General features: G+C 65.7%; 29 protein-coding genes. 2 read left to right on the forward strand and 27 right to left on the reverse strand.

Going from position 1 to position 25,808, the window contains the following annotated elements; genetic code table 11:
* Positions 1-558 precede the first annotated feature (558 nt).
* The gene (locus tag MRBLMI1x_RS12310; protein WP_363459049.1) at positions 559-1,155 is read left to right on the forward strand and encodes a hypothetical protein; all 597 of its coding nucleotides are present in this window, start codon (positions 559-561) and stop codon (positions 1,153-1,155) included.
* Positions 1,156-1,567: 412 nt separating this feature from the next.
* Here MRBLMI1x_RS12310 and MRBLMI1x_RS12315 read toward each other — a convergent pair whose 3' ends face one another.
* The 3 genes from MRBLMI1x_RS12315 to MRBLMI1x_RS12325 form a co-directional block, all read right to left on the reverse strand.
* Complete coding sequence (locus MRBLMI1x_RS12315; protein WP_363459051.1) at positions 1,568-1,951, reverse strand: hypothetical protein; 384 nt, start codon at positions 1,949-1,951, stop codon at positions 1,568-1,570.
* A gap of 257 nt (positions 1,952-2,208) precedes the next feature.
* The gene (locus tag MRBLMI1x_RS12320) at positions 2,209-2,523 is read right to left on the reverse strand and encodes a hypothetical protein (RefSeq protein WP_363459053.1); all 315 of its coding nucleotides are present in this window, start codon (positions 2,521-2,523) and stop codon (positions 2,209-2,211) included.
* 10 nt (positions 2,524-2,533) lie between these two features.
* Positions 2,534-2,821 (reverse strand): hypothetical protein, encoded by a 288-nt coding sequence (locus MRBLMI1x_RS12325; RefSeq protein WP_363459055.1) that lies wholly within the window; start codon positions 2,819-2,821, stop codon positions 2,534-2,536.
* 47 nt (positions 2,822-2,868) lie between these two features.
* Here MRBLMI1x_RS12325 and MRBLMI1x_RS12330 point away from each other — a divergent pair, with 47 nt between their 5' ends.
* On the forward strand, positions 2,869-3,138 hold the full coding sequence (locus tag MRBLMI1x_RS12330) for a hypothetical protein (protein ID WP_363459057.1): 270 nt from the start codon (positions 2,869-2,871) through the stop codon (positions 3,136-3,138).
* Positions 3,139-3,210: 72 nt separating this feature from the next.
* Here the strand turns inward: MRBLMI1x_RS12330 and MRBLMI1x_RS12335 are convergent, their stop codons facing one another.
* The 24 genes from MRBLMI1x_RS12335 to MRBLMI1x_RS12450 all read right to left on the reverse strand — a co-directional run bounded on the left by MRBLMI1x_RS12335 (position 3,211) and on the right by MRBLMI1x_RS12450 (position 25,358).
* Entirely contained in the window at positions 3,211-4,521 is a 1,311-nt protein-coding gene (locus MRBLMI1x_RS12335) for an SGNH/GDSL hydrolase family protein (RefSeq protein ID WP_363459059.1), read from the reverse strand.
* A gap of 11 nt (positions 4,522-4,532) precedes the next feature.
* The gene (locus tag MRBLMI1x_RS12340; RefSeq protein ID WP_363459061.1) at positions 4,533-5,201 is read right to left on the reverse strand and encodes a hypothetical protein; all 669 of its coding nucleotides are present in this window, start codon (positions 5,199-5,201) and stop codon (positions 4,533-4,535) included.
* A gap of 2 nt (positions 5,202-5,203) precedes the next feature.
* On the reverse strand, positions 5,204-5,530 hold the full coding sequence (locus MRBLMI1x_RS12345; RefSeq protein WP_363459063.1) for a hypothetical protein: 327 nt from the start codon (positions 5,528-5,530) through the stop codon (positions 5,204-5,206).
* Positions 5,527-5,892, reverse strand: a complete 366-nt coding sequence (locus MRBLMI1x_RS12350) for a hypothetical protein (protein WP_363459065.1) — start codon at positions 5,890-5,892, stop codon at positions 5,527-5,529. Before MRBLMI1x_RS12350 ends, MRBLMI1x_RS12345 begins: the two co-directional genes overlap by 4 nt.
* On the reverse strand, positions 5,893-6,348 hold the full coding sequence (locus tag MRBLMI1x_RS12355) for a hypothetical protein (RefSeq protein WP_363459067.1): 456 nt from the start codon (positions 6,346-6,348) through the stop codon (positions 5,893-5,895).
* Positions 6,348-7,097 (reverse strand): type IV pilus assembly protein FimV, encoded by a 750-nt coding sequence (locus MRBLMI1x_RS12360; RefSeq protein ID WP_363459069.1) that lies wholly within the window; start codon positions 7,095-7,097, stop codon positions 6,348-6,350. The genes MRBLMI1x_RS12355 and MRBLMI1x_RS12360 overlap by 1 nt, the downstream gene beginning before the upstream one ends.
* Positions 7,098-7,163: 66 nt before the next feature.
* Positions 7,164-7,751, reverse strand: coding sequence for a hypothetical protein (locus MRBLMI1x_RS12365; RefSeq protein WP_363459071.1), 588 nt, complete (start codon positions 7,749-7,751; stop codon positions 7,164-7,166).
* Positions 7,752-7,760: 9 nt separating this feature from the next.
* On the reverse strand, positions 7,761-8,987 hold the full coding sequence (locus MRBLMI1x_RS12370) for a hypothetical protein (RefSeq protein ID WP_363459073.1): 1,227 nt from the start codon (positions 8,985-8,987) through the stop codon (positions 7,761-7,763).
* Entirely contained in the window at positions 8,984-9,997 is a 1,014-nt protein-coding gene (locus MRBLMI1x_RS12375; protein ID WP_363459075.1) for a hypothetical protein, read from the reverse strand. Before MRBLMI1x_RS12375 ends, MRBLMI1x_RS12370 begins: the two co-directional genes overlap by 4 nt.
* 56 nt (positions 9,998-10,053) lie before the next feature.
* On the reverse strand, positions 10,054-10,833 hold the full coding sequence (locus MRBLMI1x_RS12380; protein WP_363459077.1) for a hypothetical protein: 780 nt from the start codon (positions 10,831-10,833) through the stop codon (positions 10,054-10,056).
* The gene (locus MRBLMI1x_RS12385; RefSeq protein ID WP_363459079.1) at positions 10,833-15,194 is read right to left on the reverse strand and encodes a tape measure protein; all 4,362 of its coding nucleotides are present in this window, start codon (positions 15,192-15,194) and stop codon (positions 10,833-10,835) included. The genes MRBLMI1x_RS12380 and MRBLMI1x_RS12385 overlap by 1 nt, the downstream gene beginning before the upstream one ends.
* Positions 15,195-15,592: 398 nt before the next feature.
* On the reverse strand, positions 15,593-15,904 hold the full coding sequence (locus MRBLMI1x_RS12390; protein ID WP_363459081.1) for a hypothetical protein: 312 nt from the start codon (positions 15,902-15,904) through the stop codon (positions 15,593-15,595).
* A gap of 89 nt (positions 15,905-15,993) precedes the next feature.
* Positions 15,994-16,536, reverse strand: a complete 543-nt coding sequence (locus tag MRBLMI1x_RS12395; RefSeq protein WP_363459083.1) for a hypothetical protein — start codon at positions 16,534-16,536, stop codon at positions 15,994-15,996.
* 69 nt (positions 16,537-16,605) lie between these two features.
* The gene (locus MRBLMI1x_RS12400) at positions 16,606-17,019 is read right to left on the reverse strand and encodes a hypothetical protein (RefSeq protein ID WP_363459085.1); all 414 of its coding nucleotides are present in this window, start codon (positions 17,017-17,019) and stop codon (positions 16,606-16,608) included.
* Positions 17,020-17,343: 324 nt separating this feature from the next.
* Positions 17,344-17,709, reverse strand: a complete 366-nt coding sequence (locus MRBLMI1x_RS12405) for a hypothetical protein (RefSeq protein WP_363459086.1) — start codon at positions 17,707-17,709, stop codon at positions 17,344-17,346.
* On the reverse strand, positions 17,706-18,284 hold the full coding sequence (locus MRBLMI1x_RS12410) for a hypothetical protein (RefSeq protein WP_363459088.1): 579 nt from the start codon (positions 18,282-18,284) through the stop codon (positions 17,706-17,708). The genes MRBLMI1x_RS12405 and MRBLMI1x_RS12410 overlap by 4 nt, the downstream gene beginning before the upstream one ends.
* A gap of 27 nt (positions 18,285-18,311) precedes the next feature.
* Positions 18,312-19,556, reverse strand: a complete 1,245-nt coding sequence (locus MRBLMI1x_RS12415; RefSeq protein WP_363459090.1) for a hypothetical protein — start codon at positions 19,554-19,556, stop codon at positions 18,312-18,314.
* A gap of 60 nt (positions 19,557-19,616) precedes the next feature.
* Entirely contained in the window at positions 19,617-20,081 is a 465-nt protein-coding gene (locus MRBLMI1x_RS12420; protein ID WP_363459092.1) for a hypothetical protein, read from the reverse strand.
* A gap of 70 nt (positions 20,082-20,151) precedes the next feature.
* The gene (locus MRBLMI1x_RS12425; protein ID WP_363459094.1) at positions 20,152-20,985 is read right to left on the reverse strand and encodes a hypothetical protein; all 834 of its coding nucleotides are present in this window, start codon (positions 20,983-20,985) and stop codon (positions 20,152-20,154) included.
* The gene (locus tag MRBLMI1x_RS12430) at positions 20,966-22,306 is read right to left on the reverse strand and encodes a phage portal protein (protein WP_363459096.1); all 1,341 of its coding nucleotides are present in this window, start codon (positions 22,304-22,306) and stop codon (positions 20,966-20,968) included. The genes MRBLMI1x_RS12425 and MRBLMI1x_RS12430 overlap by 20 nt, the downstream gene beginning before the upstream one ends.
* Positions 22,307-22,315: 9 nt before the next feature.
* Positions 22,316-23,941, reverse strand: a complete 1,626-nt coding sequence (locus MRBLMI1x_RS12435; protein WP_363459098.1) for a hypothetical protein — start codon at positions 23,939-23,941, stop codon at positions 22,316-22,318.
* A 62-nt stretch (positions 23,942-24,003) separates the two neighbouring features.
* Positions 24,004-24,423 carry a hypothetical protein gene (locus tag MRBLMI1x_RS12440; RefSeq protein WP_363459100.1) on the reverse strand — a complete coding sequence of 140 codons (420 nt, stop codon included), beginning with the start codon at positions 24,421-24,423 and terminating at the stop codon, positions 24,004-24,006.
* Positions 24,424-24,939: 516 nt separating this feature from the next.
* Positions 24,940-25,185, reverse strand: a complete 246-nt coding sequence (locus tag MRBLMI1x_RS12445) for a hypothetical protein (protein WP_363459102.1) — start codon at positions 25,183-25,185, stop codon at positions 24,940-24,942.
* Positions 25,185-25,358, reverse strand: coding sequence for a hypothetical protein (locus MRBLMI1x_RS12450; RefSeq protein ID WP_363459104.1), 174 nt, complete (start codon positions 25,356-25,358; stop codon positions 25,185-25,187). The genes MRBLMI1x_RS12445 and MRBLMI1x_RS12450 overlap by 1 nt, the downstream gene beginning before the upstream one ends.
* Between the last annotated feature and the right edge of the window lie 450 nt (positions 25,359-25,808).

Raw genomic sequence — 25,808 nt, forward strand, 5'->3', positions numbered from 1 at the left:
TGCCACCGCCGCTGCATCATGGACCCGAGCGTACAGATCGACGCTCACCGGCATCTCGATCGACGGAGCGCCTGCGACGCAGATACCTGCTACCGACCGGTTGAGGTGACCGGGAAGCGCACGAACGCTGTCACCCACTGCTCGTACTTGGAACGCGTTCCGCGCTGGTGAAGCTGCAGATCGGTTCACCGCAGGCGGGCTTCACTCCAATATCGATGCCTCGCTGAGTGCGCGGCATGCTTGCTGGACTCGTTCGCGTAAGCGCCTCGCGCCGGTTCCGTGCGCCTTTACAGGTGACTATGGCTAATCTGCCATAGTATGTTCTCAGCGCGAGAACCCTGTGGTTCGAGCGACCGACCAGCGAGGTAATAACGACATGGCATCTGAAGCTATCGGGGCAGCGTATGTGCTGACCGACGAGGGCGTCGAGCAATTGGCGAACCTCGCGAGCCACGGCAGTGCGCCCCTCGCGTCGGCCGGTTTCCGTAGCCACTATCGTGATGCTCACTCAGATCGCCTGGGCGCTCTCGAGGCTCTGGTCCGTCACCGCTCCGCGCGTTGACCGCTGAGCGGATCGAGTACGACATAGTCGCGCTCGCAAGCCTCAGCGACGAGCGGTACTCGACCCTCCAAGGGCGCGTGCTCGAACGCCTCGCGGAATTCGAATGTTCTCGGTCCGAGCATCTCCAGAAGTTTGCTCGCGGCGGAGTCGCGAACTACGAAGCGCACGGGCACAGCCGGACGTATGTTGCTATCACTCCTTGTGAGCCGTCGGACATCGATGTCGCGGGCTTCTTCACAATCGGAATGACCTCTCTCGATCTGACCCAGGCCAGCAACTCGGCGCGGACCAAGCTCATGGGCAACATTCCGTTGGAGGTGACAGGAGCATATTCGATTGCGGAGCTGGCGAGGTCCGACCGTTACACCGCAGCTCAGCTCCCAGGGTCTGTCTTGCTCGATGAGGCTAAGGCGAAGGTCGCACAGGCTAGATCGTTGGTCGCCGGCCGGTTTCTCGTTGTCGACGCCCAAGAGATTGTGTACGAGCGGCTTTACCAACCTGCCGGCTTCCGACGCGTCAGCGTCGCGAAACCTCCGATCGGAATGGAAGACCGCGACTTTGTGGTCGCGTGTGCCGTCATAAAAGACTGGTGAACGACCTTCTTCGCGCCTTGCGTCCGTTAGGCACCGGTGCGCTTCGGGTGTGTGCTCGGTTCGGGGAGGATCGTCGTATCCTGAGGGGGCTCGCCATGGGCGATAAACAGACCTGGCCAGAAGAGATCCAAGCTGGGCAATTCGAGGAACCGGCCTTTAGCCCGCTGACTCACATCTGAGGCTGAGCGCCCACTGTCGCTAGACCGCGTCGCCCAGACCTTCTTTCGTGACGACCGGACGAAGGTGGATGGGAGGGGCTTCGAGGTCGCCAAGAGCCCATCAGCCAGGGGGCTCTCGCCGAGCGTTTCAGCGATCTCACGATCGACGTCCATCACGAACAGGAAAGCATCAGCTCTGCCTGTCATCCGATTCGCCTCTCGGTCGGTGCCACCTAGATCGATGATCATACTCCTTATATTGACGGGGTGACGCGCTCCTTGAAGGCCCTCATCACATGCCGCGCACGCCTGCGATCAGCATCGGTGGCATGTTCGCTGAGGTTTACCTCGCGAAGAATCACTCCTGCGTAGACCCAGTGATTCGCGTCGTTGTTAGCAAGGGCTTCTTCGGCACGCTGGATGTCGCGGTTCAGGAGCTCGCGTTCGCTGAGACGCGTAGTCATCGAAACGACGTCCTCGTGGCGCCCCTGTTGGCTTGAATCTGCTGACTTGAAGCGACGGTGGTTGAAGTAGATCGTCGCGAAGGTGGCTGCAGCAGCAATGAAGGCGCCTGTGACCGCCCCGTCGAATGGCCACCATTCGAGGCCGAACACATAGAAGCGGTCGTCGGGCTGCACGGCTCGATCGTACAAGGAGGGCCCCTGGAGCGTGAGGCGGAATGGGGTGGGCTTTAGTAGAACCGGACCCACCCCAGCTCGCGGTCAGCACGTTCAGATGCTCGGCAGGTCGTCAGACCCAATGGGGCGTTCTACCCAGGGGACGTCGATGCGGGTGCTGTCCCAGGCACACTCGTACCCGCCATTAACGTCGCGCATGGCCGTTCCACATCGGGTGCACCGAGGGTTCGCACCAGCTTCGAACTCGTCCGCGTCCGTCATGCAAGCAGCTTGTCGACGTTCCCGTAGAGGAGTCCCCATGCAGCAACGATCATCGCGCCGGAAGCGGCGGTAACGGCGAGCAGTTTGCCGGGCCCGTCGAGGTGGTCATGGGACGTGTAGTGAGCGACGGCTCGCAAGATAGCTCCAACAAGTCCTGCTGTGCCGTAGAGGAGTACCGTCCAGGCGATCGCGGAGCGTGTGAGACTGCCAGCGTTCAAGGTCAGGATCAGGATGGCAGGCCCGCATGTGAGGGCTGCTCCAAATACCGAATAGCCGACCATCTGTCGCGGGCTGGCGTAGGCAGTGCTCATTCTGCAGAGCCTATCTATTGGTCGGTAGCTGCGTGCGGCGCCACAGGTCGGGATAGATGCCGCCAGGTGGGGGACCGGGGGAGAGCGTGGCGATGTACGCACGGTGGACGAGCATGGTCGCCTGCCGGAGTGTCCCTGTCTGGATGAGCTCGGTGTTGCGGAACCAGGACCGGTAGAACACCGTCTCGCCCTGCCGGCGGATCTCCACCCGGCCGTACACCTCACCGAACGGGGCGAGCATTGTCCACACACCCGGCGGGCCCTCCTCCGCAGCGAGCATCGGATGCCAGTCAGCCATTCAGCGATGTTGGCACTGGTCTCAGACATGCCCCTATGGTGTGGCTCATGACTCAGAACTTCTCGACCATTCACGACCGCCTCGAATCCGGGGAGGCGTTTCAGTTCCGGTCTGGTGAGGTGGTCACGGCCATCGACCCACTCGGTGATGGAGAGTGGTCGGTTCGACTGGGAGGCGAAAGGATCGGTCGCATCACGCGCGAGCGGCGCGACCGAGCGACGTACTACGTCGGATGGGTCGAGGAAGAGCCGGAAACCGTGAACTGGGTTAGCGATGAGATTGATGTCCTCGTCAGTCGGATGATCACCCTCCGCTGAAACAGAACAGCCCCCGACCACCTCTAGTGAGGCAGCCGGGGGCTGAACTAAATGCGTGCGATACGTGAGGGCTCAAAACCATCCGCGGTAGCGCAGTTCTGCGCCGACCGTGGAGGAGATGAAAGTGTTCCACACCGTTGCTGGATGGAGGCCATCGCTCGTCCAAGCCGGGGCTGGGGCGTCACCCGCGCCACCGCTTGCGGCGACAGTGAGCGATCGGATGTCTAAGTAGTGCTCCGGGTACGCATCCCTGATCGCTTCGTTCAGTGCGAGGATGCGCTGCAGCGCGAGCGAGCCGGTGGACTCCGTGCCATCTGATTTGTTGGTGACAGAGAGTACGAGGAAGCGCCGGTGGGAGAGGTTCGCGACCATTGCGGCGATGTCTGCCAGCACAGTGGAGACGTCTGCGTAGTTGTTCCGACCCGCCCAGATGACAGTGGTCCACGAGGTGCGTGACGTGTCGGCGAGCATTCGCGTGCGGATCTGAGTGGAGGTTTCTCCGCCGACCCCTCCGTTGAACGTCCCCGAGAAGGGCCACCGCATCTCTCTGAGCCCGTTCGGCCAGCCTGCTTCGGTCATGCTGTCGCCCCAGCAAGCCAGCGGAACGGGGGCCGCCGCGAGCGTGACCACCTGTGCACGGGTGAGGGCCTTCGGGATGATCTGCACGCGACGGATCCAGCCCGCGAACCCGGCGCTTCCGAGCGTCAGGCGCGTGAGACTCGCCTTGCTCGGTGATCCGCCCGTTGTCGATGCGCCGTCCTTGAGGCCGGTGTCGCTGTAGAAGTAGGCCCCCGACTTGACTGCGAGCACCAGTCGACGCGGACGGCCAGCGCCCCACGACTGGATGTTGCCCATAGCCTGATTGACCACCACCGCACCGGATGCCTGGACGGTGAAGGACGGCTGATAGTTCGAGTTCAGGCTGATGACGACCCGGTGCTGAGTACCTCCCGCGCCGTCGTCCAACGTCAGGATCGCCCCGTTGTTGGCGTAGCCGGATGCCCGGTCGACATCCACGACGATCGTGTAGTCGGCGGTCGCGGGGAGTAGCGCGTTCGGGTTGAATGAGACAATCGCACCGGGCGACAGCTTGAGGCCTAGCGGCACGAGTATCTGTGACGCAGACCGCGCTCCTCGGTCGAACACGGGCACGTCGGCTACGGCCGTCTGGGTTGCACCGAGCGCGTCCGTGTACGTATCGGTGGCGGCACGCGTGTGCGTCTCGAAGCCGTGAAGGGCCATGCGCTCGGCGTAGTTGATGTCCAGCACGGGCGGCGGCACATCGGTCGGCATGGACGTGGAGCGGTAAGCCGCATCTCCGCTGAGTTCGGTCCGGGCGGGGACCTCGATAGCGTCGAGGCGGCGCCCGGTGGAGTCTTTCATGTACCCCATGGTCAGGCCTCCTCGAAGATGATGTCGTCGATCTCGCCGGTCGCGGTGTTGATGACGATGGTGGTGGTCGAACCCTCGGGGAGGGGGTTGCCGTTCTGGTCGCGGAAGCGGACCAGCGTGGGGGCGAGCTCGTCGAGTTCGCTGACCTTCTCTGCGACGGGCCCGACAGTGGCCGCGGTCTGGGCTGCGTATTGTTCGGCCGCCGCGACGAGCTGCCCCCACAGGTCGGGGACAGCGACCTGCTCCCCCGCCACCGTGGACGTCGGGATCGTCTTGTCGAGGTCGATCGGGGACAGGTCACCCGTCGGGACGACGAACGGCCCGAGTCGGACCTGACCGCCGGCGAGGACACGTCCCTGATCGTCGATGAGCTCGAGGAGGGCCGTGTACTTGTGGGTGAACGAGTCCGGAGCGGACACGTCGATCAGCTGACCCGTGCCCGCATCCCGCCACCCCGCCTGATCCGTCACCGGCAACGCGATCGACACTTCCGATCCGAGCTCGGACGTGGCAGTCAGGGGGCGACGTTCGAAGCGGACACCGTTCTCATCCCGGACGAGGGACTTCGACGCGGTGACCGTGAGCCGCACCTTCAGGAGGTCGGCGGATTCGAGGGTGAACGCGCCACCCGCGGTCACCGCCCGGGTCGTGACGTAATCAGGGAACACCATGCTCAGACCTCCTCAGCGGTCACGAGGACCGTCTGCGCCTTGTCGGCGACACCGGTCGGCTTCCACAGGCCGAAGTGGCCAGCGACGGCGACGACGAACGCCGGCAGCGCGGAGAACAGGGCGACGCCGAGGTCGTACACCTCACCGGAACCGATGGTGCGGGCGAGCTCGACGAGCAGCGACGTGACCAGGGTGAGCCCCGCGAGGAGCACAGCCTTCCACCGGCTCGACGTGACCTGAGTAGTCACGAGACCGACGAGTACGGGCAGGATGAACGAGATGACGAACTGGACGACCACAAGCGGGTCGACGGTGAAAGCGAAGCTCATGATGTCTCCTTCTGCCGGCGCAACCACGTCGGCGGGATGGTGTCCTCGATGAGGGCGATGTCGGATGGGTCGAGGTCGGGGCCGTGGTCGGAGGGCCACTGGCGGGCGATGGCACGGAGAATGCGGGCGAACGCGGACGACTTGAGCCGGTCCTTCTCTACGAGCTCGTTGACGCGGCCCTCGAGCGACCCGATCTTCGTCCAGGCGCCCTCGAGCTGCTCGGCGACTCGAGCGTCGATGCGAGCGTCGAGCGCGGTCTTCGCGTCGGTCTTCGTCTTGCCTCGGGTGCCGACGAACGTGACCACGATCCCGAGGAGACCGATGATCGCGACGACGATGGTGACGATGTGCTGCGGGTCCATTCAGGCCTCTTCCTCGCGGCGCTCTTTGATGTCCTCCCCGAGCAGGCTGAGCCTGAACAGCGGGAGCGGCAACGCGAGGAGCAGGATGAACACGACGAACGCGGAGGATGGGTCCGGGCTCGAGCGGAACAGCAGGACGACCACCGCGTACGTTCCGAGGAGCGCGACGAGCGCGACCTTCGACATCAGCTCGAGACGCCACAGGGCCGGGAAGATCACTCCCACGGCGCAGCTGATCCCAGCGGCTGAGAGGAGCGCCCCGAGCAGGACGATCATGTGCTCAGGGAACAGGCGGTGAAGGATCGGCGACCCCCACAACATCGCCCACACCCCAGCCCCGACGACGATCGCGTCGTAGACGGGGAGAGCGATCCGCATGAGGTTGCGGAACTTCCACTCGTCCGGGCTGATGGCGTCGGCATCCCAGATCGTGCGCCGTAGGAGCCGCCGTCGCATCACTTGCCCGCTTCAGGGATGCTCAGGACGTCCTTCAGCGAAAGCTTCTCCTTGGAGTACGGGACCTTTCGTCCCGCGAACTCGAAGGCGCCCTTGATGATCTCCCACTCGGGGGAACTCAGCTGCCGGCGCTTGCCGTCCTTGATCTCGTAGACGGGGTCTTGGCCCTTGGCCTGCACGTAAACGGTCATGTCGTCGTCCTCTTCCTGGATCGGTGTGGCGGGAGTCGCCGGCTTCGGTTCGCCGCCTGCAGCGGGCTTGGGGGTGCTCGGCTTGGGTCGGGTGGGGTCGAGGATGTTGGCGGTGTACTCGCGTCCGTACGTCGTCCCCCAACCCAGGTACGTGCCGACACGGCCGTCGATCTCTGCGAACGTGGAGGTGCCCGCGTTGAGGCCGTACCGGTCGTTGGGCTTCGACGTCGCGTTGAGGATGTCGCGGCCACCGCCGGTCATATCGACGCCGACGTGACCCCAATCGCCCATCTCGCCACGCGAGTTCTTCCCCCAGTACGCCCAGTAGTGGATCGCACCGCGAGGGGCCTTCTTCGGGTCGGTCGACCGGATCTTCCCCGCGGCTTTCGCTGCCTGGTAGGCGGCCTTCGCGGACGGGTATGCGGTGTCGGCCTTCGTGACGTAACCGAAGTGCCGGCAGACCGTGTGGGTGAGGCCGGCGCACATGCCGTACCAGTTGAAGTCACCCCACGTCTTGAACTTCGCTTTGACCTGCGCGGGCGTGCCTGACTTGGCCATGTCTGCTCCTCCGGGAACGACAAAGCCCCCGACGTGCGGGGGCTCGAGAGTGGGTTGCGGCTCGGGTCAGCCGCGCGGGTAGGTGATCGTGAACGCCGCCGAAGTAGCGCCACCGACCATCGCGTGGATGATCGACGCCCCGCCGAGACCACGCATGAGGATCGTTGCGGGGTTCATCGGCGAGTTGACGTATGCGGCACCGAGCAGGTTCGTCGCGGGCGTGTACTCGGTCGGGATGGTCAGGAACGTCGTCGATGTGCTCTTCTCGGGGAACGCGCCGACCACGTTCGAGCACCGGACGGTGATCATGTCGTTCAGGTTCCGGACCTGCACAGCCCCCGTGAACCCCGACGCGAGACCGGAGGAGATGTCCACCCAGCCGGTGTCCACCGCGCGGAGGACGCGCCACGTGGTGCCGTCGGTCGTGTACTCGTGGTTGAGCCCGGCGGTAGCGTCCGCCCGGAACACGAGCACCGGGTTACTAGCCGACGGGCCCTGCCCCGCCGCACCCATCGCCGTGATGAGCTGGGAGCGTGCCGTCGTGTTCGCGACAGGGATCACGTCACGGATCGACAGCCCCAGGTCGAGGATCGCCTGCCGGCGGGGTGCGTCGCCCGCGGCGGGGACAGTGTGCTTGCGAACGTCAGTCGCCATCAGGTTCTCCTAGATCGTTTTCGTGTAAGTGACGTTGAGGGCCATGCCGTCAGCCGTCGAAATGCCGCGGGTCTTCCCGAACGTGTCGGATACGACCCGCAGTGAACCGGTCGCGCCAGTTCGGAACGCCTCACGGATGGAGGAAGGCAGAGTCGCGCGCACCACACCGGTCACCGCCGGGACGGTGACAACAGCGCCCACCGGGTGAGGGGCGCCAGAGACGGCGGCGCGTTCGGTCGCGCCCTGCACGTCCACGCTCAACGCGCGGTCCGCCCGGACAGTGAGCTCGATCGACGTGATCGACTCAGCACCGAGCAGGGTGATCTGGTCGCCGTACAGGGCCATGCCCTCGAACGGCCCCTCGCCGAGCGCAGACCCGACCAACATGTCATACGGGTCCGGCTTGCCCCCGTCAACCGACATGAGGCCGTAATGCCCACTCTGCGGGAACCACGTCCCCGACCATGTGGGACGGATCGTCGTCGTGAACGTCTGCAACGAGGGGGCGGGCGTGTTGGGCGCGGCCCACGTGTACGCCACAGCGGACGACGCGGAACCGCTCACCCCCTGCGTGAGCGCCTGAACCCTCACCAGCGCCCGCTGACCCTGCTCCATCGGGATGATCGCCTGCGGCATGAACACCGTCCACGCATTCCACGTGACACCGTCATCAAGAGACCGCTGCACCACGTACAGGTTCGCCCTCGCAACCTGGTCCCACGTCGCGAACACGTTCGACCCGTTGCGGGTCACCGAGAGACCAGTAGGAGCGGCCGGGGCAGTGCCAGACGCGTCCACGGTCTTCCCGACCGCCCACACCTCAACGCCCGACCAGTGCAACAGCACCCGATCCCCCACGGTCGGGGTGTACGTGGAAAGCTGACCGCACAGGAACGTCTGCCCCGACACGGTCACCGTGAAGGGTGAAGTCGAAGCGACCACCGCATCCCTCGGCAACGATCCCGCCGCCGGGTCGGACAGCACCCCGCCAACAAGGCCAAGGCACAGCACGGCGCGACCGCTGATCGGGTCACGCTGAACCCACACCTGCTCCCCCACGCGCGCCGACAGGCCCTGCTGCCACACGTACGGCATCCACACGGGCGCCTGACCCGCCAGGGACACCTGACACGTCAACGTCGCCGCGTTCACCGCGCTCAGGACACCCTTCACCACAGGTCGGGTATCCGACCCCCACTGGGGGCCCTGCGGGAGGAAGTCGAGTTCGCTCGTCATTGCACGCTCACCGTCAGGGTCATCGGGCCGTCATTCACCGTCAACGGCATCTCGTACGAGTCGACCCAACCCCACGTGTCCGCGTTGTCGTTCACAACCGACACGGCATCGTCGATGTCGATGCGAGGGTCCGGGGCGGCCGTCACGGTGACGGACCGGGAGCCGCGGAGCAGGTCAGCGAGTTTCGCGTTCGCTGCGGCTTTCACCTCAGCCTCAGTCGTCAACGCGCCCGACGAGAACCGGTATGACACGACCCCGTACGGGCCGTTCACCGCCATCGGACCGTTCAACTGCGACACGGTGACAGTGATGCCACCCTCGGATTCCGCGGTCACCTGGTTCGCGGTGCCCGCCCGCGTGTCCGAGCGGGGCGCGGTGACGAGAGTGCCGTCCGCGCCGTCCTCGAACACGATCGCCGGGACCGGAGCGTCAGGCAGCACAGGGAGCATTCGCACCAGCCCGGTCGGGTCCGTTCGAATCCGCGCTGGCCACGCATCCGCGAGCTCGTACATCGCCGACAGGCGATCCTCACCCCAGTTGAACGTCGACGGCACACCCCGATCCACGAGCCCACCATCAGTGGCGCCCGTGAGGGTCACTGGGAGGAGCCGGCGGAACTGGGAGGAGAACGTGCCCGACGCGGCAGTCGGTGAGATGAAGCGTTCATCCGACGCGAGCTGCAACACCCCCGCCGCCTCAACCTGGATCGACCCGTCCCCGGTTTCTGCCCACGACTGGATCGCGTACGTCGCGAACTGCGTCACGTACGCACGCCCCGTCGACGGAGCAGTCACCGTGAACGACAGTTGGAGTCGTTGCCCGAACTTCGCGAGCGGATGCTCCGTGCCCTCCCCCGGCAACCAGTCGAAGTAGTCCCCGTTCACCGACGTGAACCGAGGCACGGTGAGCGTCAACCGTTCCGGGACCAGGTTCGCCCGATCCCCCGACGCCGTCCCACCGATGACAGGAATGTCGTCGGCGAGCAACCGACCAGACAGCCAAGAGGACACACTGCACGCCCATCCCGCCGACTGACGGATCACATCGGAAGGGGCACCGTCTCGCATCAGACCCTCGCCGTCCAGTCGTACGCGTCGAACGCATCCCAAGTCCCAGAGGCCCATTCCGTGTCGAACGAGTTCCACGTCGCACCGGAGTACACCTGGTCGAACACATCCCACGACGCCACGACAGCGGCGACCGCGGACTGCGGGTGGTCAAGCAGCTGATACGTGAGCTCCCACGTCCGGTACGGACCGTCCGGGGATGCTGTCTTCACGGCCGTGAACTGCACCACATCAACCGGGTCAAGATCGCGGATCCCCGACTGCCGGTACACCAACGGCCACCCCGGACGCAGAAGCGCCTCGAGCGCTTTCGTCTGCGCACCGACCGTGGCGAGGGTGAGGGATCCGGTCCCGTCCTGCACCATGTCGTACCGGGTGACGGGCCGCGCCCGCCCGGGGATGTTGAACGCGGACACTCGGGTCGAGTACTCCCGGTCGAACGTCCCATCCGTGACAGCGAGGACAGTGACCGTGGTGCGCCCGTCGAGGGACTGCAGCAGGAACTCCGGGCCGGGAACGGTGATCGCCCCAGCAACCGAAAACCCAGCGCTCGTCGTCACCATGTACGTCACCGGGACATTCACCGGTGTGAGGATGTCACCCAGAGTGATCTGGTTCCCATACCCCACCCCGGAGCCACCGTTCACATCCCACTCGAACCCCTGATCGGTGGTCCCGTGGATGCGGTACGCGACGCCCGCCCCGACACCCGTGACCACTAGGATCACGGGCGCCGGCACAGCCGCGGACGACACCACCGCGGTGATTGCAACAGCCATCAGGTCCGCCTTCCACCACGGAGGGTCAGCGCGCGGGCTGACGACTGAGCATCCATCTCGCCTCGAGCGACCTGGACGGTGTGCGCATGAACCTGCTCACCGGTCCAGGGGTTCTCGACGTACACGACGAGCCCGGAACCGTCAGCGAGCCCAGCGCGCGTCATCGGGTCGGGGACCGCGACATCCGGGCTGACCGGGTCGAGGTGGAGGTTCTGGTTCCACCCATCCGAGGTCATGTTTGCGAGATATTCCATCTTCCGCGACGGGGACCGGATCCCCAGATCCTTTCGGATCGTCGCGAGGAGCGTGGCCGCCATCGACGCGTACTGCTTGTTCAACGCCTTGTCACGCGACTGCAGGCCCTTCAGGAACCCGTCAGCCGCGCTCACACCAGCACCGAACATGTCCGTCGCGACAGCGTTCGCCCACCCCGACTTGCTGTCCCCCGTGACCCCGCCGATGTCCTTCATCAGCTTGTTGATCTCGTTGACAGTCGCCTTCCCGCCCGACGCGATCGCTGCGGCCTGAGCCGAGTCACCCGTCGACAAGAAGTCGGTCATCAGGTTCTGCAGGGACGCATCGTTCAGGCCTGCCTTGCGGAGCTTGTCGTACGCCGACTTGAACGACTTCGCCTGCGCGAGCTGATCCCGCAAACCGTTCGCCACGGCACGCCGTGTCGCGGTCTGCTTCTGCGCGATCGTCTGCGTCTTCCCGCCGAGCTCGCCCAGCTGGTTCATCAGCCGGTTCACTTCACCGACGGAAGCTTTGCCGCCGGCGACGAGCGCCTTGATCTGCGACGCGTCACCGTTCGACATGAACTCGGTCATCAGGTTCGACAACGAGGTTTCGTTCAACCCCAACCGCTCAAGCTGCGCGTACGCCGACTTGAACGACTTCGCCTGAGCCACCTGCTCGCGGAGCCCCGCCGCCATCGCCTGCCGAGTAGCGGCCTGCTCCTGCGACACCGTCCGCGTCGACCCAGCCAGGTTCGACAACTGCGACATCAGGTAGTTCACCGACGACACCGCATCCGCACCGCCCGCAGCGAGCGCACGAATCTGCGACGCATCACCCGAAGACGTGAAGTCGCCCAGCAGGTCCGCGAGAGACGTCTGATTCAGGCCCAGGTTCTGCAGCTTCGAGTACGCAGCCTTGAACTGCTTCGCCTGCGTCAGCTGATCCTTCAACCCATCGGTGATCTTCTTCCGGGCCGTGGCCTGCTGGTCGGACACGGTCTCAGCCGTCCCCGCCATCGCACCCAACCGGCCCATCAGCGCGTTCACCTCAGCGACCGCCGACGAACCACCCTTCACGAGCTCGGAGATGACCGACCCGTCCCCAGAGGACAGGAAATCGCTCATCATCTCGTCGAGGGTCGTCTTGTTCAACCCGAGCGACTGCAGCTGCTTCACGTTCGCCTGGAACGACTCAGCCGCAGCGACCTGATCCGACAACCCCTGAATCAGGGCGTCAGCGTTCTTCTTCTGCTTGACGACCTGCTGAACCGTGTACTCCCGGCCGCCCTGCGTGTACGTCTCCGTGACGGTCTTCTCAACGTCCTCAGCGAACTTAGACAACGCCCCCAGCGCCCGGTACTGGGTGCGGAGGGTGGCGAGCGTGTCATCCGCCGTGTCAGCGGCGAACTTCGACAGGTCACCCAACGCCCGGTACTGGTCACGCAACGCGCCCACAGCATCCTCAGATGCCGTGTACTTCGCGATGTCACCGAGCGCCTGGTACTGCTCTCGCAGCGCGTTGACCGTGTCCTCCGCGGCGGAGTACTTGCTGATGTCCGCGAGATCCCGGACACCCTCGATGATCTGCGACCGGTAGTCGTTCCGCAGCGCGACAGCGTCGGCCAGTTTCTCCGACGCCGCGTCGATCTGATCGGCGAGACGCTCACGGTTCTTCACGACCCGCTGCATCGCCTGATCGGTCTGCTTCACCCGTTCGATGAGACGGTTCCGCGTTCCACGACCGATCGCCTTATCCGAGAACGACTCCCGGATCCGGTCCATCAGCGACACAGCCTCAGACGTGAAAGAGGACGGCGTCAACCATGCGCGAGCGGTCGCGTACAACTCCTCCCGAACCTTCTTCAGATCCGAGGCTGTCTTCTGCGCCGCCTTCGCCGCGGTCGCGCTCGTCTTCTTGATCGACGACCCGACCGACTTCACGGCCTTCGCGGAACCGACGGCCGCCGACTTGACCCCACGGAACTGGGAGCCGATGTACGTCTGAGCCTGAGCGGCCTGACGAACAGTCGAATCGAAGTCCCGCAGCGCACGCACCGCCGAGTTGAACCCCGGGGTGTTGCGGTTGAGGGTCAGGTCACCCGCACGGGTCACCATTGTCGCCGCCGCGATCGTCGCGCGCGCGGCCTTCACGACCTGGTTCGACTCCGCGATGAACTGCGACCCGTCGAAGAAGATCGAGTACCGCTTCCCGGCGACGTTCTCCACCGCCGCGCGAACAGCGCCCATCACGTTCTGCGTGTTGATGCCCTGCGAGTCCAGGTACGACATCAGCCCGCCGACGTTGCTGACGAAAACACCGTAGTTATCGCCAGCGTTATCGGCCATCGCCGCGATCGTCGCCTGCAACGCGCCAAGGTTCGCGATCCCACCGGACGTGGTCGTGTTGATCGCGTTCCCGTTGTCGATGAACGACTGCGCCAAGTCACGGATCGCGGAGGTCTGGCCAGCGAGCCCGTTGATGCTCGAGAACGCCGATTCGACTGCGTCTCCGACGTTCTCGAACGCGGGAGCCAACCCTGTGTTGGCTTCGTCACCCACGGCCTTCATGCTCTGCTCGGACGCCTTCAGCGCGGCGTCGAGGTTCGCAAGAACTTCGTCCACGCCCTTGAGGGCGTCACTTGCCGTCTTCGTGCCGTTCAGGCCCTCAGTGATGGCATCCCAGATGGGCTTGTCGACGTCCGCATCGCTCTTCGCCAGAGCCTGCAGTTCCTCGCGGAGCGCGGCGACCTTACCTTCGGGGTCCCCATCGGAGATTGCCGTGGCAAGGCCCGTGTAGTTGATCCTGAGCTTGTCGAGGATCGGGAACACGCCCTCCAGATCTTTGGTGATCGCCGCCACGGTGGTCTTGGTGGTTGCCCCGGTGTTCGCGTCCAGGGAGGCGGTGAGCTCGTCGATCGCGGCCTTCTGGTCGGCAGCGGCTTGCTCGCCCTGCTGCCACACAGTGATCAGCCCACCGACCGCGAGGGACACGCCAGCGATAGCGAGACCGACAGGGCCACCGAAAGCGGTCAGCAGCGACGCGCCCGCGGCGCGGGCCGCCGGTGTTACTGCAGCGACCCCGGCCTGCAGGCCGACCATCGCGCTCCCGCTCGAGCGGGTGATGGCCGTCACCGTAGTAAGAGCGGTACCCAGCCCGCGCGCCTGACCGGCAATGGTCTGGAACGCTGTGGTGCGGGTGACAGCGCGAAGCGCGACGAATGCCGCGACCGACGCGTACACGGGGCCGGGGACGGCGTTGAGGGCGCCCACGACAGCACCTGCAGCGTTACCGAGGACAGTGGCCGCGGGGGTGAGCCCGTCGATCGCCTTCGTGAGCGTGGTGAGAGTATTCGCACCCTGAGTGAGCGAACCGCCAGCGAGACCGGCACCGAGACGACCGACGGCTGCGAGTAGGTTGTCCACGCGGCCCTGCAGCGTCTCGCCCATCTCAGCTGCGACCGTGCCCGAAGCGGAGGTCATCGCCTCGGAGAACTCAGCGAACCCGATGCGCCCAGCGGACGCCATCTTGAACACCTCTTCGGTGGTGACACCGAGCTGGGTGGCGAGGGCCTGGTAGATCGGGATGCCCCGGTCGGCGACCTGCTGCAGGGAGTCGTTCTGCGCCTTGTTGAGCGATGCGACCTTCGCGTAGATCGAACCCATCTCGGACAGGGTCGAACCGGACGCGGCGGCCGCGTTCGCGACGGACTTCAGGGTCGACTCGAGCTGCTGGCCGGCGGGGATCTGCGCGGCGACGAGCTGCGATGCGACCGTGACGGCGTCGTCGAGACCGAACGCTGTGCCCTTCACTGAGGCGAGGGCGTTCTGCATGATCTTGTCGACGCGTTCTGCGTCGTTGCCGAGTCCGCGGAGCTTGGCCTGCGCCGTGTCGATCGCCTTCACACGGTTGATGCCGGCGAACAGGATCGCGCCGATACCGCCCGCCGCGGCGAGCTGACGGATCGCGGGTGACGCCATCAGCGCGCCGGCGAACGACTGCCCGTACTGCTGACCACCGGTGACACCGGCACGGTCGAGGGCGGGCCCCATGGCCTGTTCGATCTTCCGGGGCCCACCCGCGAACGTGGGGATGAGGCCGACTGAGGCGCTTGCGACTTCCGCCATGAGGCCTCCGATCGGTTCACCCCGCAGGGGCTATTGAGTTGCTGGTTGCACGCGCCGCCGGTGCTTCTGAATGCGGGCGCGCACGTCATCCGTGATCTTCGGAGCCGCTTTCACGGGCTCCCACGGACGCGGCATCGGCTTCCACCGGTGACGTTCCTTCTCAGGGGTGTTGTCCAACCGGTGCAGGTCGCGCTGCCAGTACGCGACCTGCAACGCCTCAGACGGCGCGAACATCCACCCCTGCACGGCCGCGTACGTCCGTGACGCCCGGTCACGCAGAAACCCCACGACCATCAGGAGGCGATCGTGGGGTTCCAGAGCGTTCGGGTGCAGGTGGGTGAGGGTGAGGAAGTCGTACAGGACCGCCGCTTCATGCCGCTGACATGCGGCATCGGCGGTCAGGATTCCGGGAGATCAGCCCCCGTGAACTGGCCCCACTTCGAGAGGAGTTCGACGCCCTGCTCCGTGTCGAGGTGGTCGAGGAGACGCACAGCGGACTCGTCATCCTTCACCGCGATCTCGAGCGCGATGATCGCCTTCGCACCCCAGTCGTCTTCCTTGACGTTGCGGGCACCCGCACGGCGCGACACGCCGAACGAACCGATGATGTCGGTGAACTTGGGGATCTCGACGCGTCGCCCGTCGATCTCGAACAGGAACCCCCCGTCGGTCGCTTCGGACGGGTCGGGGAACGTGAGAGTGGTCTTCATGATGATGCCTCCTGGCAAGGGGTAGAGGTGGTTGCAAGGGTGAGGGTGAAGGGTGCCCGCGCCCCTTGCCGACGCGGGCACCCGGTCTATTACTCGGTGGCGAACTCAGGCGCCCAACCGATGATGTGAGCACCACCACCGGCGGGCTCGAGGGTCTGGAACGTCATCCCGTACGTGAGAGCGTCACCCTCCGAGTTCGTCTGGCCAGCGCGCTCCGCGATGTTCGCGCGCTGCGCGACGATCCGGTCCGACGTGTCGTCCGAGTAAAGCCGGTCGTAGACGAGGATGTACTCCTTGTTCGCCGAACCGCCCTGGATCTCGTACGACCCGTCCGCGGCGACCGTGGTGTCCCAGTACGTCTCGAACACGTCCTTGGTCGTCTCGATGAACGGGAACTCGAGCGTGACGTTCCCCTTCTTCTGCCGCGAGATGACAGTCGCGCCGGTGTGGGCGATGATCTCGACCGTGTCGCCCGGGACCGGGGTCAGCGTGGACCCATCCTCAGCCCAGTAACCCATGTCGACGTACGCACCGGGGAGGGTGCTCTCAGCGGACGAGGGGAGAGCCGTCCCGAGGGGGGCGCGATACAGCACACCGCCGACGACGGTCTTCACCTTGGTGGCATCAGCCATCGTGTTTCCTTTCGATTCAAATGAGTGCCCTGGCAAGGCGGGCTTGGATACGCGGCGGTGCCACGTAGATCAGGGGGCGGGGATCCCGCGGAGTTGGTACTCGACAGACAGGAACCGGTACTCGACACCGGACGGGTCTTGCACCGCGTCGGGGCCGGTCGAATCAGTGACAGTCGCGATGCTCGTGGAGGTGCGCGCGAACCGTTCCAGGACGTACTGGACGTGCTTCGCCAGCTCGCAGACACCGTCCCAGTCGGTCTGCTTGTTCGCGTGGGTGGCCCACACCTGCGCGCGGACCCGGTACAACCGGTGCACCTCACGGGTACGCGGCCCACCATCACCGACGAGCAGAACGAACCGTGCGGGCCGCTCCTTGGGGGTGACGCGTTTGACGACGACACCTTCCTCGCCGAGCTCGGCGAGACGCGCTGGCATGACCGAGACGAGCTCGGGGATCGGGTCGGTGAACAGGAGCGGGATCATGCGCTGCCCTCCCCGTTACGCGGGAACCGGAGCCCCGGACCCCACTGCCTGCGCGGACCCCAGTTCGCCCCGACCCGTTCAGGTCGCCCAGCGGCGGCGGGCATCGACGCGGCAAGGTCTCCCGTCCACGATTCGCGCCAGAGCGCATCCTCGCGAGGATCGGTGCCAGTCACGATCGCTCGGCCGACGCCGGTGACCTTCACGGTGATGACGAGTGGGTGTCCGAACGCACGCTCCACAGCCCGCATGCGCGAGGTGAGATCGGCGATGACACCTGGAGAGTGGAGAAGTTCGCGGATTCCGCGCTGGTTCGCGGTGACGCGCTTAGCCACCGGTGCCGACCCGCCTGAACGTGGCGGTCGTTCCCGGGCGGCGCCCGGTCATGGGGTTGCGCCATTGGAACCCGTCGGTCACGGCGCTGAACTCGCGGCCACGGATGCGGGCCCGCGCGTCAGCGGGGATCACTGTGCCGTCGGGGAACGATACGACCCATTCCTCGACCGTCGCTGCCACACCGACTTGGAGATCTTCGGAGGACGTTGCGGGCCAGACTCGGCAGTCGAGCGGGGTCTCCACGTCTTCACCCGGGATGGGTTCACCGCTCGAGTCCTCGCCCGAGACGGACGGGGTCAGCAGGACGACGATCTCGCCAGACGCGGTCTCTTCGCCGGATTCGACGGGGATACTCACGACCCGCTCACGATCGTCGTGGGCAGACGCGCGGGTCGGTACTGGCGGGCGACGGCCGCGTCGGCGGGGGCGAGCATGACCTGACCACCCACTGCCCAGCCGGCAAACTGTCCGCTCTCGCTGTACGGTCCCTCACTGCTCGATACCTGGGTGAACCCGGCGGCGGCGCGCACATCCACGCCGTAGACCCGGGCTACCATCGCAGCCACAGTCGCGGTGACTTCGGCGGGGATGTCGGCGGACCCGAAGCTGTAGTCGACGGTCACGAACGCGACCGAGCGGAGGCCGAGGGACAGAATGTTCCCGGTCTGCGTATACGCGATGGGGCCATCAGCTGATGTGACGGAGTGGATGTCGTGGACAGGCGTCTCGGGGAGACGGACCTCTCCCCCGTTTACCTTCAACCGGACCGTCTTTCGTCCGGCGGTGAACTGCCGGCGTGCTTCGGCCCGGAACAGGCCGGACGCGGTGACGAGACGCACCTCCAGGCTCATCTCTTCGGAGGGTGTCAGGGCACGGCCGAGCGCTGCGACCACGTCCTCGCGGGTGGCGAGGGGGGTGTAGATCTCTGCCATGCCCTGACTCCTCTCAGTGGGTCGCTGTTACGCGACGGTGATGGCGGGGCTGGTGCCGCCGGTGAACGCGCCGGTCGCGGAGACGGTCGCACGCTCGTTGAGCGTGAGGGTCTTCGCGTTGGCCGGGAACGCACCGCCGGAGACCTTCGCGCCGGACACGCCGGTGAGCTCGTTGATCTCGGAGGCGATGGTCTCGTTGCTCGCGTTGTAGGCGATCGCGTCGGTCGTCTGACCGTCGATGGTCACCGTGAAGGTGCCGCCGGTCGGTGCGCCGGTGATGGTCAGCGTGTAGCTGGCCTTCTCGGAGCCGCCAGCGCCGAACGTGACCTTGATGGCACGCTGGAACTTCAGGACGACCTCGTCGTTCTCGTCTCGGACGATGGCCCCGGTGTCGGGGTTCTGTTCCGGGTCGAGAACAGCCGTCGCGCCAGCGAAGGCGTGAACGATCGAGCGGTCCTTCAGGTGGTCGCTGTCGTAGTCCCACAGCTGGGTGACGGCGAGGCCGTTGCCGGCCGCGACACCACCGCCCTTGGCGACGCCGTTGGGGACGGCGGGGGCCACGTTGGCGATCGCGATAGCCGTCTCGTGGACGAAGTACGACTCGTCGTCGCCGAGCGCGTCGAGTTCGATGATGGTCCAGCCGCCGAGCTTGCCGACGACACCGTCGCGGAGCGCTTCGGGGAGACCCGCAGCGTCGACCTCGAGCAGCTTGTCGTGGGAGGCGATGGCCTCGGACACGTTCGGGCCTACGAGCCAGTAGCGGCCGGCGAGGGGCCAGTGAGCCTTCTGCGCGAGCTTGCGGGCACGGATGGCGACCTTGCGGGCATCGTTCTCGACCGCCGACCCGGAGGCCGGGTTGAAGGTGACTCCGAAGACGAACGCGGCGGCGCGGAGCGCGCCGACGACGATGTTCTCGAAGAAGTCGAGGACTGCCTGCACCTGGGGTGCCTGGACGTCGCGGACGTAGTCGACCTCGTCGAGCGTCTCCTCCTCCGGGGAAAGCGCGACCGCGTTGTAGATGTGGCGGTTGAGCCGAACCTGGATCTTGGAGTTCGCGAGACGGTCAACGACGATTGCGTCGTCACCGCGCCACGGCTTCTCCCGTGCGACGAGGACGGCGGGTCGCTTGATGTTGACGACGTCGCCCTCAGCGCCGCGGAAGTCCGCGATGCCGAACTTGTAGGTGAACAGGCCGGGGGCCTTCACCTGCTTGCGGAGCAGTGCCAGCGCGGTCTGCGCGAACTTCTGCCCCTTCACGAAGATGTTTGCCACGATTCCTCCTTGGATGGTTGGTGTGGCCCGAGAGCGTTCGTGGCGAACGTCTGCGGGGTGTCAGCGGCTGGTGGCCGCGTTGACGATGTCGTCTGCCGACATGTCGCCGTCGCCGATGGGGTCGCCCTCGCCCTGACCGTCAGCTGACGGTGCGGAAGGCGGCTTCGGCAGAAAGGCGAGGAGCTCGTCGGCATGCGCCTCGAGCTCTTCACGCGTCGCGCCTCGGAGGGCCGCCGCGGGGACGCCCTTCGCATCTGCGATCTCGGTGGCGAGCGACTTGGCCGCGTCCTTGGCGTCGCGTTCGGCGAGCTTCTTCTCGGCGGCTTCGGCGCGGGCGAGGAGTTTCTCCTGCTCGGTCTTGCTCGCTTCCTCGATCTCGTCGAACCGCTTGGCCTTGTCGGCGTTGGCCCGGGCCTGCTCCTCGTTCTTGCGGGAGAGGGCCTTCCACTTCTCGGCTTCCGCGCGAGCCTTCTCAAGCTCGCCCGTTTCGGGCTGCGGGTCGGTGGTGGGGTCGGTGTCGGACATGAGTTGTTCCCCGTTTCGGAGTGATGGTCGACGCCCGTTTCGGTGCGTCGCGTCCCGCTTGGGCGGGAAGTCAGTGGTCCAGGTCGCTCTTCGAGGTGAAGGCCTGGTCGCGCCACGTGAGCGTGGGGCCGAGTTCGCCGTGCTCCCGGGTGATGATGAGGTCGGTCAGGTCGGAGAGCTTCTTGCCCCGCGACGTGCGCTTCTCTCCGAGTTCCGGTGAGCGGTCGCCGCTGGTGAGCTTCTGGTCGATGAGGCGGTAAGCCTCGTCGAGCAAGCCCTGGTCGATCACTTGGCCTGGGTCGTTGCCAGCAGTCACGCCGCGTTCCCCGCAGTCGCAACCGGGGTGGATCGGTTGCAGCTCAGACAGCTGATACCGCTGGGTGGATGCGATGACGCACAGCGCGCAGTTCTCAGCCCCAGAGAGGGTGCGGACGGTGTAGTCGAACCCCGTGCTGGCGTACGCGTCGCGTGCTTGCCGGTTTCGGGCCTGCTGCATGTCCGTCGTGACGATGGAGCGGAGGCGGGCGAGGCCAGCGTCCCGGGCTGCGCTGTACTCCTGCCCCTTCGACAACGCCGTGTACACCGTGACCGCGGGGCGGCGGTACACCGTCTCCTGCGACACCCCTCGGTAGTCGACGAGATCATCGGGGACGTCGACCGTGGTCACCCTGACGCCGGCTAGTTCGGCCAGCCGCCGCACGTACGCGTTCGTGAGTCGGCCGGTCTGCATCATCCCGCCGCGCATGACCGGCAGGAGCCGTTCGACGAGACGGTCGACGTCCGCGTCGCGGAGTGAGGCGGCGCCAGCCCACAGCGCGACAGCGAAGGCGAGCACCCGGTCGCGGAGCTCCGTCGACTGCCGCATGTACGCGTCAGTGAGGGTGTCAGGCGTTAGTTCCGCCATCGCCGATCGCTCCCGTCAGCGCCATCAACTGCAGCTGCTCTGTGGCGCGGTCTGTCTCTTCACGGTTGATCTCGTCGGGTGACATGTTCCAGATGTGCTGGTCGATCCACCGCTGCGACTTCCCCGCGCCCTTCGCCGCTACAGCCGCGGCTGCCTTCTCGGTCAGGGAGATGTGCTCGGGCGATTCGAACGTGACCTGCACGGTCTCCTCGGTCTCGAGCTCCTTCACCCGCAGGCACGCGAGCAGGACACCCTCCATCGGCGCGCTGACCCGGTTGATGCGGTCCTTCGCCTTCTGGATCTCGCCCTTGTGCGCGTTCGCTGCGCCCGCGGCCGACTGGTTCTGTCCCTCCGGGATAAACACGTCGATCGGGGTACGCATGACAGCGGCGAAGTCGCGGGCGTCTGTCTTCTCCCCTTCGAGGAGAGGGCGGATGTCGACAGCTTCGGACTCCCACACGTCGACCTCTTCGGGGAGGTCGATGAGCGCGCCAGGGGCGAAGTCGAGGCGCTTGCCCCAGTCGATGTCGTTGCCCTCTTCGTCCTTATCGGGAAGGCCCTTCAGCGCTCGTGCTTTGAACGCCTGGTGAGCGGTCACGACGAGACGCTGCAGCTTGCCGAGGTTGATGCGGTCGATGACGTCGATGTGCGGTTCGAACTCCGCGACACCGTCCTCGTTCTCCATCGCGAAGACGGGCACCGGGCCCTCGTACAGCTCGGCTTCACCGGCCGGTTCCCAACCACCCGTGACCACGCCGCGGATGGTTCCGCTGTCGGTCTTCACCGAGCGCTGGAAACGCTGCCGCACGCCAGGCACCCACACGTAGGCGTAGTCCTTCTCGTCGTCGTTGTCACGCCAGGCGCGGAGTGCAGCGCGGGCTCGCCACGGCTGCGTCGGATCGGGCGCTGTGATGACCTTCTCGGGCGGCTCCGACGTGATGATCGGTTCACCGTCGCGGACACCCGCGATGAGGTAGCCGACACGGACGGACAGCATGTTGCGGATGGCGTCAGCGAAGACGATCGACAGGCGGTTGTCCCGCCAGATGCGTCGCAGCGCGACCACGGCGGGGTTCGTCTGGCTCGCACCGACGCTGACACCGGTCGGGACGATGCGGCCCGCGAGCGACTGGCACGCGAGGCCCGCATAGTTCGTGCGGGCCTTTCGCTGGAACGCAGCCCACGACGCCTTCGTGTTCGCACCCATCTCCGGCACCGGAGCGTCACCTGACGCGTACCGTCGGAGCTCCGCGATCCGCGGCGCCCGCGCATCCATACGCTTCGCCAAGATGGGGAGCCATTCCTCGGGCGTGCTCGCCATTGGTACCCCCTACCTGAGCTGACGCGGCATCCGCTTCGTCGAGTTCGCTGTGACGCCCTTACCGAGCGCGTCGTTGCCGGCGGCGAAAGCGAACGCCGCCCCGTAGGTCGCGTCGATCTTGCCGTAGTCCTGGTTGTCGTCGGCCTTCTTCAGCACGTACCCCGATCGGCGAGGATCGCGACGCGCGTTGAGGAAGTGACGGATGATCGCTGGGTTGCCGTCGAAGGTGACTTCGCCCTGTCGGATCGACGAGTAGAGCTGCTCGAACGTGTCCGTCGTGCGGGAGATGTCCTTCTGCCGCCACCGGATCGGCTCAGCGACGCTCATCTTCGCCTTCAGGCGCTTGTGATGCGCGGCTTCCCACTGCTTCACCTCGCCAGCCCATCCAGCGGACGGGTCCGCATAGAAGCCGACGACGTTGTAGTCCTTGAATGCTTTCGCGACCGCCTGCTCGATCTCGAGCTTCGGTGGACGCCAACCTTCACCGGCTGGGCCGTCAGGCTGCTCCCACATGCCGATCACGAAGAAGTGACGCTGTGTCACCGAGTAGCCGATGAGAACCGTCGAGTCAGCGATGTGCTTGTCCTTGCGTCCCTCGGAGCCGTCAAACCCGAGGGTGACTGGTTCCGAGCGCCCGACTGTTTTGTCGCGGCCGGCGTCCACGCAAGCGCGGATCTCCGGGTCGGTGACGTACGCATCGCGGGCCGCGTCGATCTGGTTCAGGAAGTCGGCCCGCATGACGGCTGGGTCGTTCGCGGTGTCGAAGAAGTCGAGCGCACCACGGTGCACGTCGAACCATCCGGGTTCGCAGGGCGGGTCGTGGAGGACGCACCCTTCGGGGTGCTTCGCGGAGTCGCCGTACGCGACGCGTAGCCCGTGGACGAGCGAGTCCATGTCGTCGATCTGCGTGTCAGCCGGCGCGGGACGGTGGTCGAAGTACACCGACCGGACGTCCTGCAGGTTCTCGTACTTCCCGGACTTGATGTCGTCCCAGAACTGGAACGTCGCCTCAGCGACCGACCGTTCGCCGAGCGTGTATGCGTTCGGGGTCTCGATGGTCACGCCGCCGAGCTTTGTCGCGTTGTTGCGGAGGGTCTGAGCGAGCTTTATGCCGCCGTTACCCCGCAGCCACGTCTCCGTCTGGTCCATCGACGCAGCGACCGCTTTGAAACCCTTGATGGTGTTCGCCGACGATGTGATCGGGACGATGCGCCCACGCTCGAGGGCGACGAACGAATCCATCGGCTCAAGGCCGAACTCGTCGACAGCGTTGCCCTGACGAAGCATCTCGAGCAGGGGCTCCCACGTGTTCTTCGTCTGCTCCTCCGAAACCGCCGCGATCGCGACGTACGGGGTGCGGACCTTCGACCACGGCTTCCCGACAGGCTGACCCTCGGCGTCCCACCCATCGGGGACAACGTCGAAGATGCCCTCCGCGATCATGATGGCCGCGACGAACGGAGACTTACCCCAACCGCGAGGACGCACCAGCGAAGCGCGGTGGATGAGCCGCTTCCCCGTCGCGGGATCGATGCGGTACAGCTCGTTCAGGAACTCCTGCTGCTCGACAGTGAGGACGAACGGGTCGAAGATGTCATCGTCGCCAGCATCAGGACGCCCGAGATACTCCGCCATCTGGTCGGCGACAGACCAACCGAGAGTTGGGAAGTCACCTTCAGTCTGAGGTACCCAAGGCATCAGGCCGGGTCCTTCCGTTGGATCCCCTTCATGCGATCGCGAGAGGAGCCGATCCGACTGACCCGCTCCGCACTCTCGACCTCGGCCGACGTTGCCTGGGCGAACTGGATCCGCAGCCGAGCCCGATCTTCCGGCGTGAAACCGTACTTGGCCTCACGCAGCCGGAGCTCACCGGCCAGCGACATCTTCCCCGACCAGAACTCCGCGTGAATGCGAGCCGTCTCCATCAGGAACGCCCAGTCCGCCTCAATGAACTCCGACGCGAGGGGATGATGCTCGAGCATCGACCACCAGTCCAGCGTCATCGCCGGCCACTGGAACTCCTCGTATACAAGCTCGTCGTTCCGCGACACAGCCACGGTGAACGACGGGAGATCAGGCTGCGTTACCGGCTGAACCTCGACGACCCGCAGATCCACGACATCCTTGTTCCGCCGAGCGCGCTGACCCGAAGGCTTCGGCGCAGGACCACGACCAGCCATCAGCGATCACCCCGTTTCGGGAACGAACACGACCCCGTTTCGGGATCCGCGCTCAGAGCGGGTCAGAAACCCCAGACCCGTACAGACCGGGAATCACAGCAACTCCCCGCGACCCTGTGGTGGGGGGTGGGGGGTCCTGGGGTGGGGTCAGCGTCGTCCTGGGTGTTGTTCCCGTGGGTGGTTGGCGCTCGGTGGTCGGTGTCGGGCGTTGGCGGCTTGTTGCTGGGTTTCACGGTTGTGGTGCCAGTGGCAGAGGGTGCGGACCATGTCGACGGTGGTGCGTTCGCCTGGGTTCCATTGGCCGTGGTGTGCGGCTTGGAGGTTTGTTGTTGCGGGGCAGCGTGTTCCGTCGTTGAGGGTGGCGGTGCACCGGTGTCCGTCTCGTGTGAGGCAGGCGTCGCGGATGCTGGTGGGGACGTGAGTGGGGCGTGCCCGTTCCCATGGCATCGGTGGTTACCGTCCTGCTCGTGTGCGGAGGGTGTCGCGTGCGGCCTCGGCAGTCGAGCTGACTGCGGGTGTGGCGGGTTCGATGCTGACTAGGGAACCGTGGGCGACGTGGAGGACAAGGTCGGTCTCGTTGAGGATCCAGTACCCGAACTCGTCGACTCGGATCCATCCGGTGAGCTCGCGGGTGCCGGTGCTCGTGCTGACCTTGTACGCGGCGTGAGGGAAACCCCCAGCCCGGTTCGGATCGGTCATCAGGTGGTGACCTTGCGGATGCTGTACCGGTGCTTCCCGCGGTTGAGGTCGCGGTCGGCGTCCTTCATCGAGTCGCGGTCACGTTCCGCCCACGAGCGGTCGGGGTTGGAAGGGAACCCGTCGACGGGTTTGCCGTCTCGGTACACCTGGTAGCGCGGGGTGGGTGACGTCATCGTTCGTCCTCCTCAGTGCAGCAGGTGTAGGCGCTGGCTTGGTTGTTCCACTCGCGATCGCAGTGTTCGCAGGTGGGCATGGTCAGCGTGCCTTCCGGTACAGGTCGGGGTCTGTGGCGCGGACGTCGGCGGTCCAGATCCACCGGATAATGCGCCCGTATAGGTGGTGTGGGTGCCGAGCGCGCACCCGCCAGCGTGTCGCTGACTCGGTAGCTCTGAAGAGCCAGTTGAGTTGGGGAATGGGGCAGAATGCAGTTCGAGCAGCGGCGGCGAGCGCGATTTTGATGATCGCGTGGGCTGTCCTGGGAGGGCTAATTCCCGGTGATGCTGGTCGAGACACATTCACGTGGTGGTCGCAGATTTGGATACCACTCGGAGTTGGCGCCGCGACAGTGTTCGTATCCGTAGCCGCCCTGGTAGCTTCCGCCCGGGCAACAGCCTTAGCTCACG

It is taken from the genome of Microbacterium sp. LMI1x-1-1.1 (assembly GCF_040676205.1).
Classification (GTDB): domain Bacteria; phylum Actinomycetota; class Actinomycetes; order Actinomycetales; family Microbacteriaceae; genus Microbacterium; species Microbacterium aquilitoris.

Coding starts and splice junctions, on each gene's coding strand:
- MRBLMI1x_RS12320 (WP_363459053.1), bottom strand. CDS start 2,523: ATGAGCACTGCCTACGCCAGCCCGCGACAGATGGTCGGCTATTCGGTA.
- MRBLMI1x_RS12325 (WP_363459055.1), bottom strand. CDS start 2,821: ATGGCTGACTGGCATCCGATGCTCGCTGCGGAGGAGGGCCCGCCGGGT.
- MRBLMI1x_RS12330 (WP_363459057.1), top strand. CDS start 2,869: ATGACTCAGAACTTCTCGACCATTCACGACCGCCTCGAATCCGGGGAG.
- MRBLMI1x_RS12335 (WP_363459059.1), bottom strand. CDS start 4,521: ATGAAAGACTCCACCGGGCGCCGCCTCGACGCTATCGAGGTCCCCGCC.
- MRBLMI1x_RS12340 (WP_363459061.1), bottom strand. CDS start 5,201: ATGGTGTTCCCTGATTACGTCACGACCCGGGCGGTGACCGCGGGTGGC.
- MRBLMI1x_RS12345 (WP_363459063.1), bottom strand. CDS start 5,530: ATGAGCTTCGCTTTCACCGTCGACCCGCTTGTGGTCGTCCAGTTCGTC.
- MRBLMI1x_RS12350 (WP_363459065.1), bottom strand. CDS start 5,892: ATGGACCCGCAGCACATCGTCACCATCGTCGTCGCGATCATCGGTCTC.
- MRBLMI1x_RS12355 (WP_363459067.1), bottom strand. CDS start 6,348: ATGCGACGGCGGCTCCTACGGCGCACGATCTGGGATGCCGACGCCATC.
- MRBLMI1x_RS12360 (WP_363459069.1), bottom strand. CDS start 7,097: ATGGCCAAGTCAGGCACGCCCGCGCAGGTCAAAGCGAAGTTCAAGACG.
- MRBLMI1x_RS12365 (WP_363459071.1), bottom strand. CDS start 7,751: ATGGCGACTGACGTTCGCAAGCACACTGTCCCCGCCGCGGGCGACGCA.
- MRBLMI1x_RS12370 (WP_363459073.1), bottom strand. CDS start 8,987: ATGACGAGCGAACTCGACTTCCTCCCGCAGGGCCCCCAGTGGGGGTCG.
- MRBLMI1x_RS12380 (WP_363459077.1), bottom strand. CDS start 10,833: ATGGCTGTTGCAATCACCGCGGTGGTGTCGTCCGCGGCTGTGCCGGCG.
- MRBLMI1x_RS12385 (WP_363459079.1), bottom strand. CDS start 15,194: ATGGCGGAAGTCGCAAGCGCCTCAGTCGGCCTCATCCCCACGTTCGCG.
- MRBLMI1x_RS12390 (WP_363459081.1), bottom strand. CDS start 15,904: ATGAAGACCACTCTCACGTTCCCCGACCCGTCCGAAGCGACCGACGGG.
- MRBLMI1x_RS12395 (WP_363459083.1), bottom strand. CDS start 16,536: ATGGCTGATGCCACCAAGGTGAAGACCGTCGTCGGCGGTGTGCTGTAT.
- MRBLMI1x_RS12400 (WP_363459085.1), bottom strand. CDS start 17,019: ATGATCCCGCTCCTGTTCACCGACCCGATCCCCGAGCTCGTCTCGGTC.
- MRBLMI1x_RS12410 (WP_363459088.1), bottom strand. CDS start 18,284: ATGGCAGAGATCTACACCCCCCTCGCCACCCGCGAGGACGTGGTCGCA.
- MRBLMI1x_RS12420 (WP_363459092.1), bottom strand. CDS start 20,081: ATGTCCGACACCGACCCCACCACCGACCCGCAGCCCGAAACGGGCGAG.
- MRBLMI1x_RS12425 (WP_363459094.1), bottom strand. CDS start 20,985: ATGGCGGAACTAACGCCTGACACCCTCACTGACGCGTACATGCGGCAG.
- MRBLMI1x_RS12430 (WP_363459096.1), bottom strand. CDS start 22,306: ATGGCGAGCACGCCCGAGGAATGGCTCCCCATCTTGGCGAAGCGTATG.
- MRBLMI1x_RS12435 (WP_363459098.1), bottom strand. CDS start 23,941: ATGGCGGAGTATCTCGGGCGTCCTGATGCTGGCGACGATGACATCTTC.
- MRBLMI1x_RS12445 (WP_363459102.1), bottom strand. CDS start 25,185: ATGACCGATCCGAACCGGGCTGGGGGTTTCCCTCACGCCGCGTACAAG.
- MRBLMI1x_RS12450 (WP_363459104.1), bottom strand. CDS start 25,358: ATGACGTCACCCACCCCGCGCTACCAGGTGTACCGAGACGGCAAACCC.